At 73.6% G+C, this 16,317-nt stretch carries 9 protein-coding genes; 5 read left to right on the forward strand and 4 right to left on the reverse strand.

Going from position 1 to position 16,317, the window contains the following annotated elements; genetic code table 11:
* Positions 1 to 112 precede the first annotated feature (112 nt).
* Together ACI79L_RS06150 and ACI79L_RS06155 are read right to left on the reverse strand one after the other, a co-directional pair.
* The gene (locus ACI79L_RS06150) at positions 113 to 898 is read right to left on the reverse strand and encodes an enoyl-CoA hydratase/isomerase family protein (RefSeq protein ID WP_456935915.1); all 786 of its coding nucleotides are present in this window, start codon (positions 896 to 898) and stop codon (positions 113 to 115) included.
* A gap of 40 nt (positions 899 to 938) precedes the next feature.
* Positions 939 to 1,769 (reverse strand): ABC transporter ATP-binding protein, encoded by an 831-nt coding sequence (locus tag ACI79L_RS06155; RefSeq protein WP_456935916.1) that lies wholly within the window; start codon positions 1,767 to 1,769, stop codon positions 939 to 941.
* A 64-nt stretch (positions 1,770 to 1,833) separates the two neighbouring features.
* Between ACI79L_RS06155 and glgX the strand changes: the two genes are divergently transcribed.
* The gene (glgX, locus tag ACI79L_RS06160; RefSeq protein WP_456935917.1) at positions 1,834 to 3,984 is read left to right on the forward strand and encodes a glycogen debranching protein GlgX; all 2,151 of its coding nucleotides are present in this window, start codon (positions 1,834 to 1,836) and stop codon (positions 3,982 to 3,984) included.
* A gap of 119 nt (positions 3,985 to 4,103) precedes the next feature.
* On the opposite strand, the gene ACI79L_RS06165 is transcribed toward glgX, so the two are convergent.
* Both ACI79L_RS06165 and glgP read right to left on the reverse strand, forming a co-directional pair.
* On the reverse strand, positions 4,104 to 5,102 hold the full coding sequence (locus ACI79L_RS06165; RefSeq protein WP_456935918.1) for an FHA domain-containing protein: 999 nt from the start codon (positions 5,100 to 5,102) through the stop codon (positions 4,104 to 4,106).
* 100 nt (positions 5,103 to 5,202) lie between these two features.
* Positions 5,203 to 7,752, reverse strand: a complete 2,550-nt coding sequence (glgP, locus tag ACI79L_RS06170) for an alpha-glucan family phosphorylase (RefSeq protein ID WP_456935919.1) — start codon at positions 7,750 to 7,752, stop codon at positions 5,203 to 5,205.
* A 131-nt stretch (positions 7,753 to 7,883) separates the two neighbouring features.
* Here glgP and ACI79L_RS06175 point away from each other — a divergent pair, with 131 nt between their 5' ends.
* The 4 genes from ACI79L_RS06175 (at position 7,884) to glgB (ending at position 16,230) form a co-directional block, all read left to right on the forward strand.
* A complete protein-coding gene (locus tag ACI79L_RS06175; protein WP_456935920.1) occupies positions 7,884 to 9,911 on the forward strand; it encodes an alpha-1,4-glucan--maltose-1-phosphate maltosyltransferase in 2,028 nt (675 codons plus the stop codon).
* A 55-nt stretch (positions 9,912 to 9,966) separates the two neighbouring features.
* Positions 9,967 to 11,805 carry a maltose alpha-D-glucosyltransferase gene (gene treS, locus ACI79L_RS06180; RefSeq protein WP_456935921.1) on the forward strand — a complete coding sequence of 613 codons (1,839 nt, stop codon included), beginning with the start codon at positions 9,967 to 9,969 and terminating at the stop codon, positions 11,803 to 11,805.
* A 13-nt stretch (positions 11,806 to 11,818) separates the two neighbouring features.
* Positions 11,819 to 13,207 (forward strand): maltokinase N-terminal cap-like domain-containing protein, encoded by a 1,389-nt coding sequence (locus tag ACI79L_RS06185; protein WP_456935922.1) that lies wholly within the window; start codon positions 11,819 to 11,821, stop codon positions 13,205 to 13,207.
* Positions 13,208 to 13,272: 65 nt separating this feature from the next.
* Complete coding sequence (gene glgB / locus ACI79L_RS06190) at positions 13,273 to 16,230, forward strand: 1,4-alpha-glucan branching protein GlgB (RefSeq protein WP_456935923.1); 2,958 nt, start codon at positions 13,273 to 13,275, stop codon at positions 16,228 to 16,230.
* Positions 16,231 to 16,317 lie beyond the last annotated feature (87 nt).

The raw sequence follows: 16,317 nt of genomic DNA on the forward strand, positions 1-16,317 counted from the left end.
CGCCGGCAGGGCGGTGTGCCGTGCGGGGGGCCCGACGGATGGTGGCAGAACCGGACCGTCCGCAGGGCCGGTTCCGGTGACGGTCCGGAGAACGTTCGGGAGACCGCGGGGGTCAGCGCCCGCTGAAGGCCGCCTTGCCGGGCCCGCTCTCGAGGAAGGAGCGCATCCCGGTCTTCTGGTCCTCGGTGTCGAACAGCTCCGCGAACAGCCGGCTCTCCAGTGCCAGGCCCTGCTCGATCGGCCCGTCGAGGCCCTCGTCGATCGCCTGCTTGGCCGCGGCCAGCGCCAGCGGCGGCCCGGCGGCGAGCTTGCGCGCCATGGCGACGGCGGTGTCGTACACCTCGGCGTCCGGGACGACGGCGTCGGCCAGGCCCATCTCCAGCGCCTCCTCGGCGCCGACGTGCCGGCCGGTGAAGACCAGGTCCTTGGCCTTGGCCGGGCCGACCAGGCGGGCCAGCCGCTGGGTGCCGCCGGCGCCGGGGATGACGCCGAGCAGGATCTCTGGCTGGCCGACCTTGGCGCCGGCGCCCATGACCCGGAAGTCGGCGCACAGCGCGAGCTCGTAGCCGCCGCCGAGGGCGTAGCCGGTGATGGCGGCGATGACCGGCTTGGGGATGCGGGCGACGGTGGTGAAGCTGTGGGTGAGCTCGCGGCCCCAGGCGACCATCGAGGAGCCGGTCAGCTGCGACATCGCCTTGATGTCGGCGCCGGCGGCGAACACCCGCTCCCCGCCGTAGAGCACGACGGCGCGCACGTCGGCGCGCTCGGTCGCCTCGATCGCCGCGGCCCGCACCTCGGTGTACAGCTGCTCGTCGATCGCGTTCATCTTGGGCCGGTCGAGGCGGATCGTGCCCACCCCGTCCTCCACCGACAGGGTCACGAACTCGGGCGCTGCCATGCACGGCCTCCAGCGGGGGGACGACGTCGTCGCCTGGACCCTAACCAGAGGGCCGCGCATCACCCCGGCGACGGGCGGTGAAGCGACCGTCGGAACGCTCGAGCGCCAGCGGCAGGCCGAACGTCTCCGACAGCAGCCCGGCGGTGATGACCTGCTCCAGCGGACCCGAGGCCACCACCGCGCCCCGGCGCAGCAGCAGCGCGTGCGTGTACCCGGGCGGGATCTCCTCGACGTGGTGGGTGACCAGCACCTGCGCCGGGGCGTAGACGTAGGTGGCGAGGTCCGACAGCCGGCCCACCAGGTCCTCGCGGCCGCCGAGGTCCAGGCCCGCGCCGGGCTCGTCGAGCAGCAGCAGCTCCGGGTCGGGCATCAGCGCGCGGGCGATCTGCACCCGCTTGCGCTCCCCCTCGCTGAGGGTGCCGAAGGGCCGGTGCGCGATCCGCTGCACGCCCCACTGCTGCATGAGCGTCGCGGCGCGGGTGAGGTCGTGGATGTCGTAGCGCTCCCGCGCGCGGCCGACGATCGCGTACCCGGCGGACAGGACGACGTCGCCGGTGCGCTCCCCCGCCTCGATCCGCTGCGCCAGCGCCGCGCTGGTCAGGCCGATCCGCGGGCGCAGCTCGAACACGTCGACCGCGCCCATCGTCTCGCCCAGCAGCCGCACCTCACCGCGCGTCGGGTGCATGTGCGCCCCCGCCAGCTGCAGCAGCGTCGTCTTGCCCGCGCCGTTCGGGCCGAGCACCACCCACCGCTGCTCGGGCCGGACGAGCCAGTCCACCCCCCGCAGCAGGTGCGACTGCCCGCGGACGACGTCCACGCCGCGCATCTCGACGACCGGTTCTGCTCCGCCGACGGCGGCACTGCTGGACACGACCCCATCCAACCAACCCGCCCGCCTGCACCCGGGGAGGTGGCGGTCTTGGCACGATCGCCCGGTGACCACCAGCGAGGACGTCGAGGTCTGGCCGGGCTCCCCCGCTCCCCTGGGCGCGCACTGGGACGGCACCGGCACGAACTTCGCGCTGTGGTCGGCCGGCGCCACCGCCGTCGACCTGTGCCTGTTCGACGACGGCGGCTTCGAGCACCGGCACCGGCTGCAGGAGACCACCCACCAGGTCTGGCACGGGCGGCTGCCCGGCGTCGGCCCCGGCCAGCGCTACGGCTACCGGGTGCACGGGCCCTGGGACCCCGGCGCCGGCCACCGGTGGAACGCCGCCAAGCTGCTGCTGGACCCCTACGCCCGTGCCGTCGACGGCGACCTGACGCTGCACCCGGCGCTGTTCGCCTACCGCGCCGACGGCCCCGACACCGGCCCGGCCGACCCGCGGGACTCCGCGCCGTACGTGCCGCGCGGCGTCGTCGTCCACGACTCCTTCCCCTGGGACGGCGACCGGCGGCCGGCCACCTCGTGGTCGGACACCGTCGTCTACGAGGTGCACGTCAAGGGCGCGACCATGCGCCACCCGGGCGTGCCGCCGGCGCTGCGCGGCACCTACGCGGGGCTGGCGCACCCGGCGTTCGTCGAGCACCTGGTGGGCCTGGGCGTCACCACCGTCGAGCTGCTGCCGGTGCACCACTTCGTCAGCGAGCCGCACCTGCTGCGCCGCGGGCTGACCAACTACTGGGGCTACAACACCCTCGGCTACTTCGCCCCGCACGCCGCCTACAGCTCGGCCGGGTCCGGCGGGGCGCAGGTCACCGAGTTCAAGGCGATGGTGAAGGCGCTGCACGCGGCCGGCATCGAGGTGGTCCTCGACGTCGTCTACAACCACACCGCCGAGGGCGACCACACCGGGCCGTCCCTGTCGCTCAAGGGCATCGACAACGGGGGCTACTACCGGCTCAACGGCGAGAACCGGGCCCGCTACACCGACTACACCGGCTGCGGGAACACCCTCGACGTCCGCCGGCCGCAGGTGCTCGCGATGCTCATGGACTCCCTGCGGTACTGGGTCACCGAGATGCACGTCGACGGCTTCCGGTTCGACCTCGCCGCCGCGCTGGCCCGGTCCTTCCACGACGTCGACCGGCTCTCGGCGTTCTTCGACGTCGTCCACCAGGACCCCGTCGTCAGCCAGGTGAAGCTCATCGCCGAGCCGTGGGACATCGGCGAGGGCGGCTACCAGGTGGGCAACTTCCCGCCGCTGTGGACCGAGTGGAACGGCCGCTACCGCGACACGGTGCGCGACGTGTGGGCCGGCTCGCACGTCGGCGTGCGCGACCTGGCCTACCGGCTGACCGGCTCCTCGGACCTCTACCGCTCCGACGGGCGCCGCCCGTTCGCCAGCGTCAACTTCGTCACCGCCCACGACGGGTTCACCCTCACCGACCTGGTCACCTACGAGCGCAAGCGCAACGAGGCCAACGGCGAGGACAACCGGGACGGCGAGAGCCACAACCGCAACTGGAACTGCGGCGTGGAGGGGCCCACCGACGACCCGGGGGTGCAGGCGCTGCGCGCGCGCCAGGTGCGCAACCTGCTGACGACGCTGCTGCTGTCGACCGGCGTCCCGATGCTCACCGCCGGCGACGAGCTCGGCCGCACCCAGGGCGGCAACAACAACGCCTACTGCCAGGACAACGCGGTGTCCTGGATCGACTGGGACACCGCCGACGGGGACCTGCTCGCGTTCGTCCGCCGGCTGCTGCGGGTGCGCCGCGACTCGCCGGTGCTGCGCCAGGAGGCGTTCTTCGAGGGCCACGAGATCCCGGGCACCGGCGGCACCCGCGACGTGGCCTGGTTCGCCCCCGGCGGCGGGCAGCTGACCACCGCGGACTGGTTCGACACCGGCCTGCAGACGGTCGGCATGTACCTCGACGGCCGCGGCATCCGGCACCGCGACGAGCGCGGCCGCCCGGTGGTCGACGACTCCTACCTCGTCCAGCTGCACGCCGGGCCGGAGCCGGCGACGGTGCAGCTGCCGGGGGCGCCGTGGTCCGACGGCTACGAGCTCGTGCTGAGCACCGAGTACCCGACCGGGGCGCCGCCGCGGCCGGCCGTGGTCGCGCCCGGGGCGATCGTGGTGCCGCCGCGCACCGTCTGGCTGCTGCGCGTCCTGCGCCGCCCGCACGACCAGGTGAGCTGATCGTGCGGCGTCCCGGCTCACCGCCGACGCCGAGCCAGGACGCGTTCCGGTGAGCCAGGACGGCCCCGCAGACGACGAGAGCCCCGGTCCGCGGTGGACCGGGGCTCTCGCCGTGTCGTTCAGTCCTGGGGCTGCTCGTAGGTGATGACCGTCCAGCCGAGCAGGAGGCGGTCGCCGTCGGAGAGCGGGTGGGCGACGCCCGGCTCGAGCTGGGTCCACTCGGTGGCCTCGGGGCCCGCGACGTGGGTGCCGTTGAGCGAGCCGAGGTCGGTGAGCGTGACCTCGCGGCCGGAGCGCTGGATGGCCGCGTGCGCCGAGGACAGCACGTTCTGCGTGTCGGCGATCGGCACCGGCCGGGCGTTGCCCGCGGTCACCAGCTCGTGGCTGTCGGGGCGGCGGCCGAGGACGAGGTCCTCGTCGACGGTGACGACCAGGCCGTCGTCGAAGCGCAGCACCGGCGCGGCGGCGGCGTCGGGCTTCCAGAACGCGGTCTCCTCGCCGCCGTCGTCGACGCGGGTGGACCCCTGCCCCGACGCCGAGGACCCGACCGAGGCGCCGAAGGACGGCGCGGCGGCGAAGCCCGCGTCCGAGCCCGCGCTGAACGACGACGCCGGCGTGTGGGTGGCCGGCGGGACGGCGGCCGGGGCGGAGGAGGCCGCCGCGAGCTGCAGCAGCGCGCCGGCGCCGGGGACCGCGCCCTCGACGAGGTCGTAGGCGACGCCCGGCGGCATCTGCGGGGTGGCCTGGCCCGGGCCGACGTAGAGCGTGGCGCCGAGCGGGAACCCGGCGGCCAGGCTGCACCCGTCGGCCGGCTGGCCGGAGACCGGGACGCCGTCGACGGCCGGCTGGCCCTTGCCGGACCACAGCGCGACGCCGGTGCCCGTGCCGCCGCTGGTGTCGACGAGGACGAGCGCGAAGGAGGCCGAGCCGCCCCCGAGCGCGGGCACCTGGGCGGCGACCGCCGCGAGGACGCGGTCGGCGCCGGGGCCGGACACGCCCAGGCAGGCGTGCAGGGCGGCGACCAGGGCCGGCGAGCCGGGTGCGTCGACCCAGAGCAGTCCCCCGCCGCGACGGGCCACGAGGGCGTCTCCGGGCAGGACTTCACAGCGGTCGGGCATGCGCGCCAGCCTAGTGACCGCGCGCCGCCGTGCGTGGTCCGGCCGCACCGCCACGCCGCCCGTGGGGACGCTGCGACCGGCGTGACGGATGAGCCTCCGGCTACGCCGAACGCACCAGGCCCAGCTCCGCCGGGTCGGCCAGGTGCTCGGAGTGCGGCAGCACGCGCACCGTGTACCCGAACGCGCCGGTGCGCTCGAGCGGCAGCGTCGCGGTGAACCAGTGCCGCGAGCCCTCGGTGTGCTCGTGCCGCATCGGCACCGTCGTCACCTCGTGCAGGCCGTCGGCGTCGTCGACCCGCCCGTAGGCCGCCTGCACCTCGACGTCGGCCGGGGTGAGGTGCGGCAGCTCCACCTCCGCGCGCAGCGCCAGGGTCGAGCCGATCTCCGGGGTGTCGCCGGCGCCGGTGGCCTCGACGTGCGCGACCCGCACGCCCGCCCAGTTCTCCAGCAGGTGCGCCCGCCACTGCGCCTCGGCCCGGGCCGGCGCGTACCCGCCGTCGGCCATGGTCCGCGACGAGCCCGCCGCCGGCACGTACAGCCGCTCGACGTAGTCGCGCACCATCCGGGTGGCGAGCACCCTGGGGCCGGTCTCGCGCAGCGTGTGCCGCACCATCTCGACCCAGCGGGTGGGGATGCCGTCGCGGTCGGTCTCGTAGAACCGCGGCAGCACCTGGGTGGACAGCAGGTCGTAGATGGCCCGCGCCTCGACGTCGTCGCGCCGCTCGTGGTCGGTGACGCCGTCGGCGGTCGGGATCGCCCAGCCGTTCTGGCCGTCGAACCACTCGTCCCACCAGCCGTCGCGGATGGAGAGGTTGAGCCCGCCGTTGAGGGCGGCCTTCATGCCCGAGGTGCCGCAGGCCTCGAGCGGGCGCAGCGGGTTGTTCAGCCAGACGTCGCAGCCCCAGTAGAGGTAGCGGGCCATCCCGATGTCGTAGCCGGGGAGGAACGCGATGCGGTGCCGGATCGCGGGGTCGTCGGCGAACTTCACCATCTGCTGGATCAGCTGCTTGCCGCCGTCGTCGGCCGGGTGGCTCTTGCCGGCGATGACCAGCTGGACCGGCCGCTGCTCGTCGAGCAGCAGGGCCCGGAGCCGGTCGGGGTCGCGCAGCATGAGGGTCAGCCGCTTGTAGGAGGGCACCCGGCGGGCGAAGCCGATGGTGAGGACGTCGGGGTCGAAGGCGGTCTCGGTCCAGCGCACCTCGGCCTCGGCCGCGCCGCGGGAGCGCGCCGTCTCGCGCAGCCGGCGGCGCACCTCCTCGACCAGCCGGCCGCGCAGCATCCGGCGGGTGTTCCACAGCTCCAGCGCCGGGATCCGGTCGACGCCGTCGAAGGACGCCGGCCCGGTGCCCTCGAACGGGTCGCCGTCGCTGGAGGTCTGGGTGCCCAGCTCCACCAGCTCCCGGGCGGTCCAGGTGGGCGCGTGCACGCCGTTGGTGATCGAGGTGATCGGCACGTCGGCCTCGTCGAAGCCGGGCCACAGCGGGTTGAACATCGACCGGCTGACGTGCCCGTGCAGCCGGCTGACCCCGTTGGCCCGCTGCCCCAGCCGCAGGCCCATGTGCGCCATGTTGAACTTCGTCGGGTCGTCCTCGGCGCCGAGCGGGATGAGGTGCTCGAGCGGGACGCCGAACCCGGCGAAGTACCGCTCGATCAGCGCCCGCGGGAACCGGTCGATGCCGGCGGGCACCGGCGTGTGCGTGGTGAACACCGTGCCGGCGCGGACGGCCTGCAGCGCCTCGGCGAAGGACAGCCCGTGCGACTCGGTGAGCTCGCGGATCCGCTCGACGCCCTGGAAGCCGGCGTGGCCCTCGTTGGCGTGGAACACCTCCGGCTGCGGGGTGCCGGTGAGCTGGCAGTAGGCGCGCAGCGCCCGGACGCCGCCGATGCCGAGGAGCATCTCCTGGCGCAGCCGGTGGTCCTCGTCGCCGCCGTAGAGCCGGTCGGTGACCCCGCGCTCGGCCGGGGCGTTCTCCTCGATGTCGCTGTCGAGCAGCAGCAGCGACACCCGGCCCACCTGCGCCCGCCACACGTGCGCGTGCAGGGTGCGCCCCTCGGGCAGCGGCACGGTGATGACGACGGCGGACCCGTCGGGCTGGCGCAGCAGCTTGACCGGCAGGCCGTGCGGGTCCAGCGACGGGTAGTGCTCCAGCTGCCAGCCGTCGGCCGACAGCCCCTGCTCGAAGTAGCCGGCCCGGTACAGCAGGCCGACGCCGATCAGCGGGACGCCGAGGTCGGAGGCGGCCTTGAGGTGGTCGCCGGCGAGGATGCCCAGGCCGCCGGAGTACTGCGGCAGCACCTCGGTGATGCCGAACTCGGCGGAGAAGTAGGCGATGCTGCGCGGCGCCTCGGGGCCCAGCGACTGGTACCAGTGCTCCGAGGACAGGTAGTCGTCGAGGTCGTCGACGACGTCCTGGAGGCGGCGGAGGAACCGGCGGTCGGTCGACAGCGTGGCCAGCCGCTCGGCCGACACCTCGCCCAGGACCTTCACCGGGTCGTTGTTGCACGTCCGCCACAACTCCGGGTCCAGCGCCTCGAACAGGTCGCGTGTCTCCGGGTGCCACGACCAGCGGAGGTTCATGACCAGCTGGGACAGCGGCATGAGGGCCTCGGGCAGGGCCGCCCGGACGGTGAACCGACGCAGAGCTCGCACGCGGGGAGCCTAGCCAGCACGGCGCGTCCGGACAGGTCGGGCGCACCACACAGCCGGGGGCCGGGCACCCGGCCGGGGACGTCTCGGCGGCCGAGGTGTGACCGGTGCCGGAGGTGGATAGCGTGGCCGGGATGACTCGCCGCGCTGACCTCCGCCTCGGCATCACCGATGTCGCCCCCGTCGTGTCCTGCGGGTCGTTCTCGGCCCGCGCCGTGGTCGGCGAGCACCTGCCGGTCACCGCCACCGTCTTCCGGGAGGGCCACGACGCCGTCGCGGCCGACGTCGTCTGGACCGCTCCAGACGGCACCCGGGGACCCCTCAACCGCATGCGCCGCTTCGGCGCCGAGCCCGACCGGTGGATCACCACCGTGGTGCCCGACCGGGAGGGGCGCTGGACGTTCCGGGTCGAGGCGTGGAGCGACCCGCTGGCCACCTGGCACCACGCCGTCGAGGTGAAGATCGAGGCCGGCCAGGGCCCCGGGGAGCTGGCCAACGACCTCGAGGAGGGCGCGCGGCTGCTCGAGCGGGTCGCCGAGGGCGCCGACGACGAGTGGCGCGGCCGCCTCGGCGACGCCGTCGCGGCCCTGCGCGACACCTCCCGCACGCTGCCCGACCGGGTCGCGCCGGCGCTGGCCGCCGGGGTGCAGCGCTACCTCGACGAGCACCCGGTCCGCGAGCTGGTCACCCCCACGCCGGAGTACGAGGTGTGGGTCGACCGGCCGCGCGCGCTCTACGGCTCCTGGTACGAGTTCTTCCCCCGCTCCGAGGGCCCCGTCGTCGGCGGCGTCCCCGCGCACGGCACGTTCCAGACCGCGGGCGACCGGCTGCCGGCGGTCGCCGAGATGGGCTTCGACGTCGTCTACCTGCCGCCGATCCACCCGATCGGCAAGGTCAACCGCAAGGGCCCGAACACGCCGCAGTTCCCCGGCGGCAACCCGCACGAGGTCGGCCCGGACGACGTCGGCTCGCCGTGGGCGATCGGCAGCGACGAGGGCGGCCACGACGCCGTCCACCCGCAGCTGGGCACGATGGAGGACTTCCGCGCCTTCGTCACCCGCACCCGCGGCCTGGGCATGGAGGTGGCGCTGGACCTGGCGCTGCAGGCCGCGCCGGACCACCCGTGGGTCAAGGAGCACCCGGAGTGGTTCACCACCAAGCCCGACGGGACCATCGCCTACGCGGAGAACCCGCCGAAGAAGTACCAGGACATCTACCCGGTCAACTTCGACAACGACCCCGAGGGCATCTACGCCGAGGTGCTGCGGGTGGTGCGGGTCTGGATGGACGCCGGCGTGCGGATCTTCCGGGTCGACAACCCGCACACCAAGCCGCTGGACTTCTGGCACTGGCTCATCTGGAAGGTCAAGGAGACCGACCCGGACGTGCTCTTCCTCGCCGAGGCGTTCACGCGGCCGGCGATGATGCACCAGCTGGCGCGGATCGGGTTCACCCAGTCCTACACGTACTTCACGTGGCGGACCGCGCGCGGCGAGATCGAGGAGTACGGCCGCGAGCTCGCCACCAACGCGCACTACATGCGGCCGAACTTCTTCGTGAACACCCCGGACATCCTGCACGCGAGCCTCCAGTACGGCGGCCCGCCGATGTTCAAGATCCGCGCGGTGCTCGCGTCGATGATGAGCCCGACCTGGGGCGTCTACTCCGGGTTCGAGCTCTACGAGCACGTGGCGGTGCGGCCGGGCAGCGAGGAGTACCTCGACAGCGAGAAGTACCGGCTGCGCCCGCGCGACTGGGCCGGCGCCGAGGCGGCCGGCCGCAGCCTGGCGCCCTACCTGCGCAGGCTCAACGAGATCCGCCGCGCGCACCCGGCGCTGCAGCAGCTGCGGACGCTGCGGTTCCACCCGGTCGACAACCCGAACCTCATCTGCTTCTCCAAGACCGACCCGGGGTCGCAGGACGCCGTCCTCGTGGTCTGCGCCCTCGACAGCCAGAACCGGCAGATCGGGACGACGGCGCTGGACATGCCGACCCTCGGGCTGGACTGGCACGAGCGGTTCGGCGTCACCGACGAGATCACCGGCGCCCGCTACGACTGGGGCCAGTTCAACTACGTGGAGCTGGACCCCTACTGGGAGCCGGCGCACGTGTTCTCGGTCCACCTGCCCCGGCCGGTGACCTGGCCGCCGCCGGTCTCCTGACCCCTTCCCCAGCACCGACGACCAGCGAGGGCTTCCCGCACCGATGACGCTCCCCGTGCCCGCTCCCGACAGCGGCGCATCCGGCCTGCCCGCACGCGGCACCGACCCGCTGTGGTTCAAGCGCGCCGTCTTCTACGAGGTGCTCGTCCGCGGCTTCGCCGACAGCAACGCCGACGGCGTGGGCGACCTCCGCGGCATGATCGACAAGCTCGACTACCTGCAGTGGCTCGGGGTCGACTGCCTCTGGCTGCCGCCGTTCTTCGCCTCGCCGCTGCGCGACGGCGGGTACGACGTCAGCGACTACACCGCGGTGCTGCCGGAGTTCGGCGACATCGAGGACTTCCGCGACCTGCTGAACGCCGCCCACGCCCGCGGCATCCGCGTGATCATCGACTTCGTCATGAACCACACCTCGGACCAGCACCCCTGGTTCCAGGCCAGCCGCAGCGACCCCGAGGGCCCCTACGGCGACTTCTACGTGTGGGCCGACGACGACACCGGCTACGCCGACGCACGGATCATCTTCGTCGACACCGAGTCGTCCAACTGGACGTTCGACCCGGTGCGCAAGCAGTACTTCTGGCACCGCTTCTTCTCGCACCAGCCGGACCTCAACTTCGAGAACCCGAAGGTGCAGGAGGCGATCATCGACGCCCTGCGCTTCTGGCTGGACCTGGGCATCGACGGCTTCCGGCTGGACGCGGTCCCCTACCTGTTCGAGGAGGAGGGGACCAACGGGGAGAACCTCCCCCGCACCCACGAGTTCCTCAAGCACGTGCGCAAGGTGGTCGACGCCGACTACCCCGACCGCGTGCTGCTGTGCGAGGCCAACCAGTGGCCGGCCGACGTCGTCGAGTACTTCGGCGAGGACGGCGACGAGTGCCAGATGGCCTTCCACTTCCCGGTGATGCCGCGCCTGTTCATGGCCGCCCGCCGGGAGCAGCGGTTCCCGATCTCGGAGATCATGGCCCAGACGCCGCCGATCCCCGACAACTGCCAGTGGGGCATCTTCCTGCGCAACCACGACGAGCTGACCCTCGAGATGGTCACCGACGAGGAGCGCGACTACATGTGGGCGGAGTACGCCAAGGACCCCCGCATGAAGGCCAACATCGGCATCCGCCGTCGGCTGGCGCCGCTGCTGGAGAACGACACCAACACCCTCGAGCTGTTCAACGCGCTGCTGCTCTCGCTGCCCGGCTCGCCGGTCCTGTACTACGGCGACGAGATCGGCATGGGCGACAACATCTGGCTCGGTGACCGCGACGGCGTCCGCACGCCGATGCAGTGGACGCCCGACCGCAACGGCGGCTTCTCCACCGCCGACCCGCAGCGGATGTACCTGCCGCTCAACCAGGACCCGGTCTACGGCTACCAGACCACCAACGTCGAGGCACAGCTGCGCAACACCAACTCGATGCTGCAGTGGATCCGCCGGATGATCGCCGTCCGCAAGGAGCACCCGACCTTCGGCCTGGGCAGCTACGAGGAGGTCGGGTCGCGCAACCCCACGGTGCTGTCGTTCGTCCGCGAGTTCGGCGACGACGTGGTGCTGTGCGTCAACAACCTGTCCCGCTTCCCGCAGCCGGTGGAGCTGGACCTGCGCCGGTTCGAGGGCTACACGCCCATCGAGCTCACCGGCCGGGTCGAGTTCCCGCAGATCGGCGTGCTGCCCTACATGCTGACCCTGGCCGGGCACGGCTTCTACTGGTTCGAGCTGGCCAAGCCGGTGGAGCCGGTCGAGGAGCCGGCCGCGGAGCCGGAGGCCGCCACCAGCCCGGTCGCCGACTCGCTGCTGGCCGCCGGCCTGGTCAGCGAGGCCGAGGAGATCCCCGGCGACAGCGACACCCGGACCGGCGACGACGTCCCGCCCAGCAGCGGAGGACCCCGATGAGCGGAGCACCCGAATGAGCAAGGCCCTGGCCGACGTCCTGCGCGAGTGGATGCCGCACCAGCGCTGGTTCGGTGGCAAGGGCCGGGAGTGGGCCGACGTCACCGAGGAGGGCTTCTTCCTCTCGCGGTCCGAGCCGGTCCTGTCGGTGCACCGCGTGCGGGTGACCTACGCCGACGGCGCCGTCGAGACCTACCTGGTGCCGCTGTCGTGGCGGGCGCACCCGGAGGAGGAGCTGGCCTCGGCGCTCGTGGGCGCCGTCCCGGCCAAGGGCGCGGACGGCACCGACCGGGAGAACTACGCCTACGACGCGATGCGCGACCGCGACGCCACCCCGCCGTGGCTGACGCACCTGGTCGCCGCCTCGACGGTGGGGCCGATGCACTTCCACCCCGCCGGGGTCGCGCCGATCCCCGAGGGCGTGCCGGGTGACGTCGTCTCGACCGAGCAGAGCAACACCTCGCTGGTCTACGGCCAGGACGCCATCTTCAAGCTGTTCCGCCGGCTCGAGCCCGGGCTCAACCCGGACGTCGAGATCGGACAGGCGCTGCGCAAGACGGAGAACCCGCACATCGCGCCGCTGCTCGGGTACATCGAGATCGACGACCCCGACGGCGGCGAGCCGGCCACGGCGGCGATGCTGCAGACCTTCGTCCGCGGCGCCAGCGACGGGTGGCGGCTGGCCACCGCCAGCGTCCGCGACCTCTACGCCGAGGGCGACCTGCACGCCGACGAGGTCGGGGGCGACTTCGCCGCCGACAGCGAGCGGCTGGGTGCGGCGACCGCCTCGGTGCACGCCGACCTCGCCCGCGTCCTGGACACCGAGCCGGCCGACCGGGAGTGGTTCGCCGCCACCGCGCGGGCGATGACCGACCGGCTGGAGGCGGCGCTGGCCGTCGTCCCGCAGCTGGAGGAGCACCTGGAGAGCCTGCGCGCGGTGTACGCCGCGGTGGCCGACAGCCCGGAGGAGGTGGTGCGCCAGCGGGTGCACGGCGACTTCCACCTGGGCCAGGTGCTGCGGACGGCGACCGGCTGGGTGGTGCTCGACTTCGAGGGCGAGCCGGCCCGGCCCCTGGCCGAGCGGCGGCAGCTGGACAGCCCGCTGCGCGACGTCGCGGGGATGCTGCGCAGCTTCGACTACGCCGCCCGGCACATGCTCGTGGAGCAGCCCGACGACCCCCAGCGCGCCTACCGGGCGCAGGAGTGGGCCGAGCGCAACCGCGGCGCGTTCTGCGCCGGCTACTCGGCGGCCAGCGGCATCGACCCGTGCGGGGACTCCCCCCTCCTGCGGGCCTTCGAGGCGGACAAGGCGGTCTACGAGTGCGTCTACGAGGCGCGCAACCGGCCGAACTGGCTGATGATCCCGCTGCACTCGCTGTCCCGGCTCACCGCCGCGAGAACCTGACCCCCCACACAGACGACGCAGCACCAGACGACGCAGCAGACGACGAAGAGGACGGCAACGCGACGATGACGACGAGCGACCCGACACCCGCGAGCGGGGCGGCCGCGGAGACCGCCGACTCGCCGGCCACCAAGGAGCAGCTGCAGCGGGCGGTCGACGAGATGACCACCCAGGCCGAGGCCGCCGAGGCCGAGCCGGTCGTGAACCCGACCCCGGCGCGCAAGCGGGCGCCGGCCAAGAAGGCCGCCGCGAAGAAGGCCCCGGCCAAGAAGGCCACCGCGAAGAAGGCCGCCGCCGCGGACGCGGCCACCGCCGCGGTGGCCGGCGGCGACGGCGCCGCCGAGCCGGCGGCGGCGAAGAAGACCACGAAGCGGGCCGCGAAGAAGGCGGCGCCGGCGGCCGACGGCGAGGCGCCGGTCAAGGCCACCCGCAAGCGGGCGCCGCGCAAGACGGCCGCGGAGAGCATCGCCGAGCCCGCCGCCGAGGTCGTCGCCGAGCAGGGCGGTACCGCGGCGCCGGTGGTCGCGCCCGCGCCGATCGCCGAGCCCGGCTCCCCCTCGGGCGCGCCCGCGCCGCAGCCCGAGCCGCCCTCGCCCGACCCGGCCGAGCCGTCGACGCCGCAGGCGCCCGAGGAGGGCACGGCCGCCTCGGGAGGCGCGGCCGCCTCCCCCTCCGCGGGCACCGCGGTCGCGCAGGCCCCGGAGCCGACGCCGCCGGGCGTCGAGGAGGGCGGCCTCACCAGCGGCGCCGGCGGCGGGGGCGAGCACGACGCCCCCGAGCAGGTGAGCGAGGAGGACCTGCGGGCGATCGTCGACGGCTGGTCCCGCGACCCGCACCGGGTGCTCGGCGCGCACGCCGCCGCCGAGGGCTGGGTGGTGCGCACGCTGCGGCCCGACGCGTCCGCGGTGGTCGTCGTCGACCAGGACGACTCCCGCTACGAGGCCCGGCGGATCCACGGCGGGGGCGTCTACGAGGCCACCCTGCCGCAGCAGCCCGGGGACTACCGGCTCGAGGTGACCTACGGCGGGGACGCCTTCACCGTCGACGACCCCTACCGCTGGATGCCCACGCTCGGCGATCTCGACATGTACCTGATCGCCGAGGGCCGGCACGAGCGGCTGTGGGAGGCGCTCGGCGCGCACGTGCGGCGCTACGAGACGCCGCGCGGCGCGGTCGAGGGCGTCTCCTTCGCCGTCTGGGCGCCCAACGCCCAGGGCGTGAAGGTCACCGGCGACTTCGACTACTGGGAGGCCCGCGCCTACCCGATGCGCCAGCTCGGTTCGATCGGCGTCTGGGAGATCTTCATCCCGGGCGTGCAGGCCGGCACCCGGTACCGCTTCCACGTCCTGGGCGCCGACGGCGTCTGGCGGGAGAAGTCCGACCCGATGGCCTTCGCCACCGAGGTGCCGCCGGCCAACGCCTCCGTCGTCGTCGAGTCCTCCCACGAGTGGAACGACGACGCGTGGCTGGCCGAGCGCGCGCGCGGCAACTGGCACGAGCGGCCGATGAGCGTCTACGAGGTGCACCTGGGCTCGTGGCGGCAGGGCCTGTCCTACCGCCAGTTGGCCGAGGAGCTCGTCGACTACGCCGTCGCCGCCGGGTTCACCCACCTGGAGTTCCTGCCGGTCGCCGAGCACCCGTTCGGCGGCTCCTGGGGCTACCAGGTCACCAGCTACTACGCCCCGACGTCGCGGTTCGGCAGCCCCGACGACTTCCGCTACCTCGTCGACCGGGCGCACCAGGCCGGCCTCGGCGTCATCGTCGACTGGGTGCCGGCGCACTTCCCCAAGGACGCCTGGGCGCTGGGCCGGTTCGACGGCACCGCGCTCTACGAGCACGACGACCCGCGCCGCGGCGAGCAGCCGGACTGGGGCACGTTCGTCTTCAACTTCGGCCGCACCGAGGTGCGCAACTTCCTGGTCGCCAACGCGCTGTTCTGGGCCCAGGAGTTCCACGTCGACGGGCTGCGGGTCGACGCCGTCGCCTCGATGCTCTACCTCGACTACTCGCGCGAGGACGGCGAGTGGATCCCCAACGTGTACGGCGGGCGGGAGAACCTCGAGGCGGTGTCGTTCCTCCAGGAGGTCAACGCCACCGTCTACCGCGAGGTGCCGGGCGTGGTGACCATCGCCGAGGAGTCGACCGCCTGGCCCGGGGTCACCCGGCCCACCTACCTCGGCGGCCTGGGCTTCGGCTTCAAGTGGAACATGGGCTGGATGCACGACTCGCTGGCCTACGTCCAGCGCCAGCCGGTGCACCGCAGCTACCACCACAACCAGCTGACGTTCTCGATGATGTACGCCTACTCCGAGAACTACGTGCTGCCGATCAGCCACGACGAGGTCGTCTACGGCAAGGGCTCGCTGCTGCGGAAGATGCCGGGTGACCGGTGGCAGCAGCTGGCCGGCGTGCGCGGCTACCTCGCCTACATGTGGGCCCACCCCGGCAAGCAGCTGCTGTTCATGGGCTCGGAGTTCGCCCAGGACGGCGAGTGGGCCGAGAGCCGCTCGCTGGACTGGTGGCACCTCGACGACCCCGCGCACCGCGGCGTCCTGCAGCTGGTCACCGACCTCAACGCCCGGTACCGGGAGACCGAGGCGCTGTGGTCGCTCGACGTCGACCCGGCCGGCTTCCAGTGGATCGACGCCAACGACGCGTCGGGCAACGTCATCACCTTCCTGCGCTACGGCCGGCCGAAGGTCGCCGACGTCCCGACGCCGACCGAGGCCGCCGAGAGCGGCACCGAGGCCGCCGTCGTCGAGGGCAGCGGGCAGACGCCGGGCCAGGTGCTCGCTGTCGTCTGCAACTTCGCCGGCACCCCGCACCACGGCTACCGGATCGGCCTGCCGCGCGGCGGGCGCTGGCGCGAGGTGCTCAACACCGACGCCGAGGGCTACGGCGGCTCCGGGGTCGGCAACTACGGCGGGGTCGACGCGGTCGAGGAGCCCTGGCACGGCCAGCCGTTCTCGGCCACCGTCTCCGCGCCGCCGCTGGGCACCCTCTGGCTGCTGCACGAGGGCTGATCCACCGGCCGTCCCACCAGGCCTGACGACCGACGGCCGGGCCGCTCCACACCCTGGAGCGGCCCGGCCGTCGTCGCGCGCGGACCC

The sequence above is a fragment of the Geodermatophilus sp. SYSU D00684 genome (assembly GCF_054050455.1).

Bases quoted from the DNA above. Each gene is read 5' to 3' on its own strand.
- ACI79L_RS06150 (WP_456935915.1), bottom strand. From the start codon at position 898: ATGGCAGCGCCCGAGTTCGTGACCCTGTCGGTGGAGGACGGGGTGGGC.
- ACI79L_RS06165 (WP_456935918.1), bottom strand. From the start codon at position 5,102: ATGCCCGACCGCTGTGAAGTCCTGCCCGGAGACGCCCTCGTGGCCCGT.
- ACI79L_RS06175 (WP_456935920.1), top strand. From the start codon at position 7,884: ATGACTCGCCGCGCTGACCTCCGCCTCGGCATCACCGATGTCGCCCCC.
- ACI79L_RS06185 (WP_456935922.1), top strand. From the start codon at position 11,819: ATGAGCAAGGCCCTGGCCGACGTCCTGCGCGAGTGGATGCCGCACCAG.
- glgB (WP_456935923.1), top strand. From the start codon at position 13,273: ATGACGACGAGCGACCCGACACCCGCGAGCGGGGCGGCCGCGGAGACC.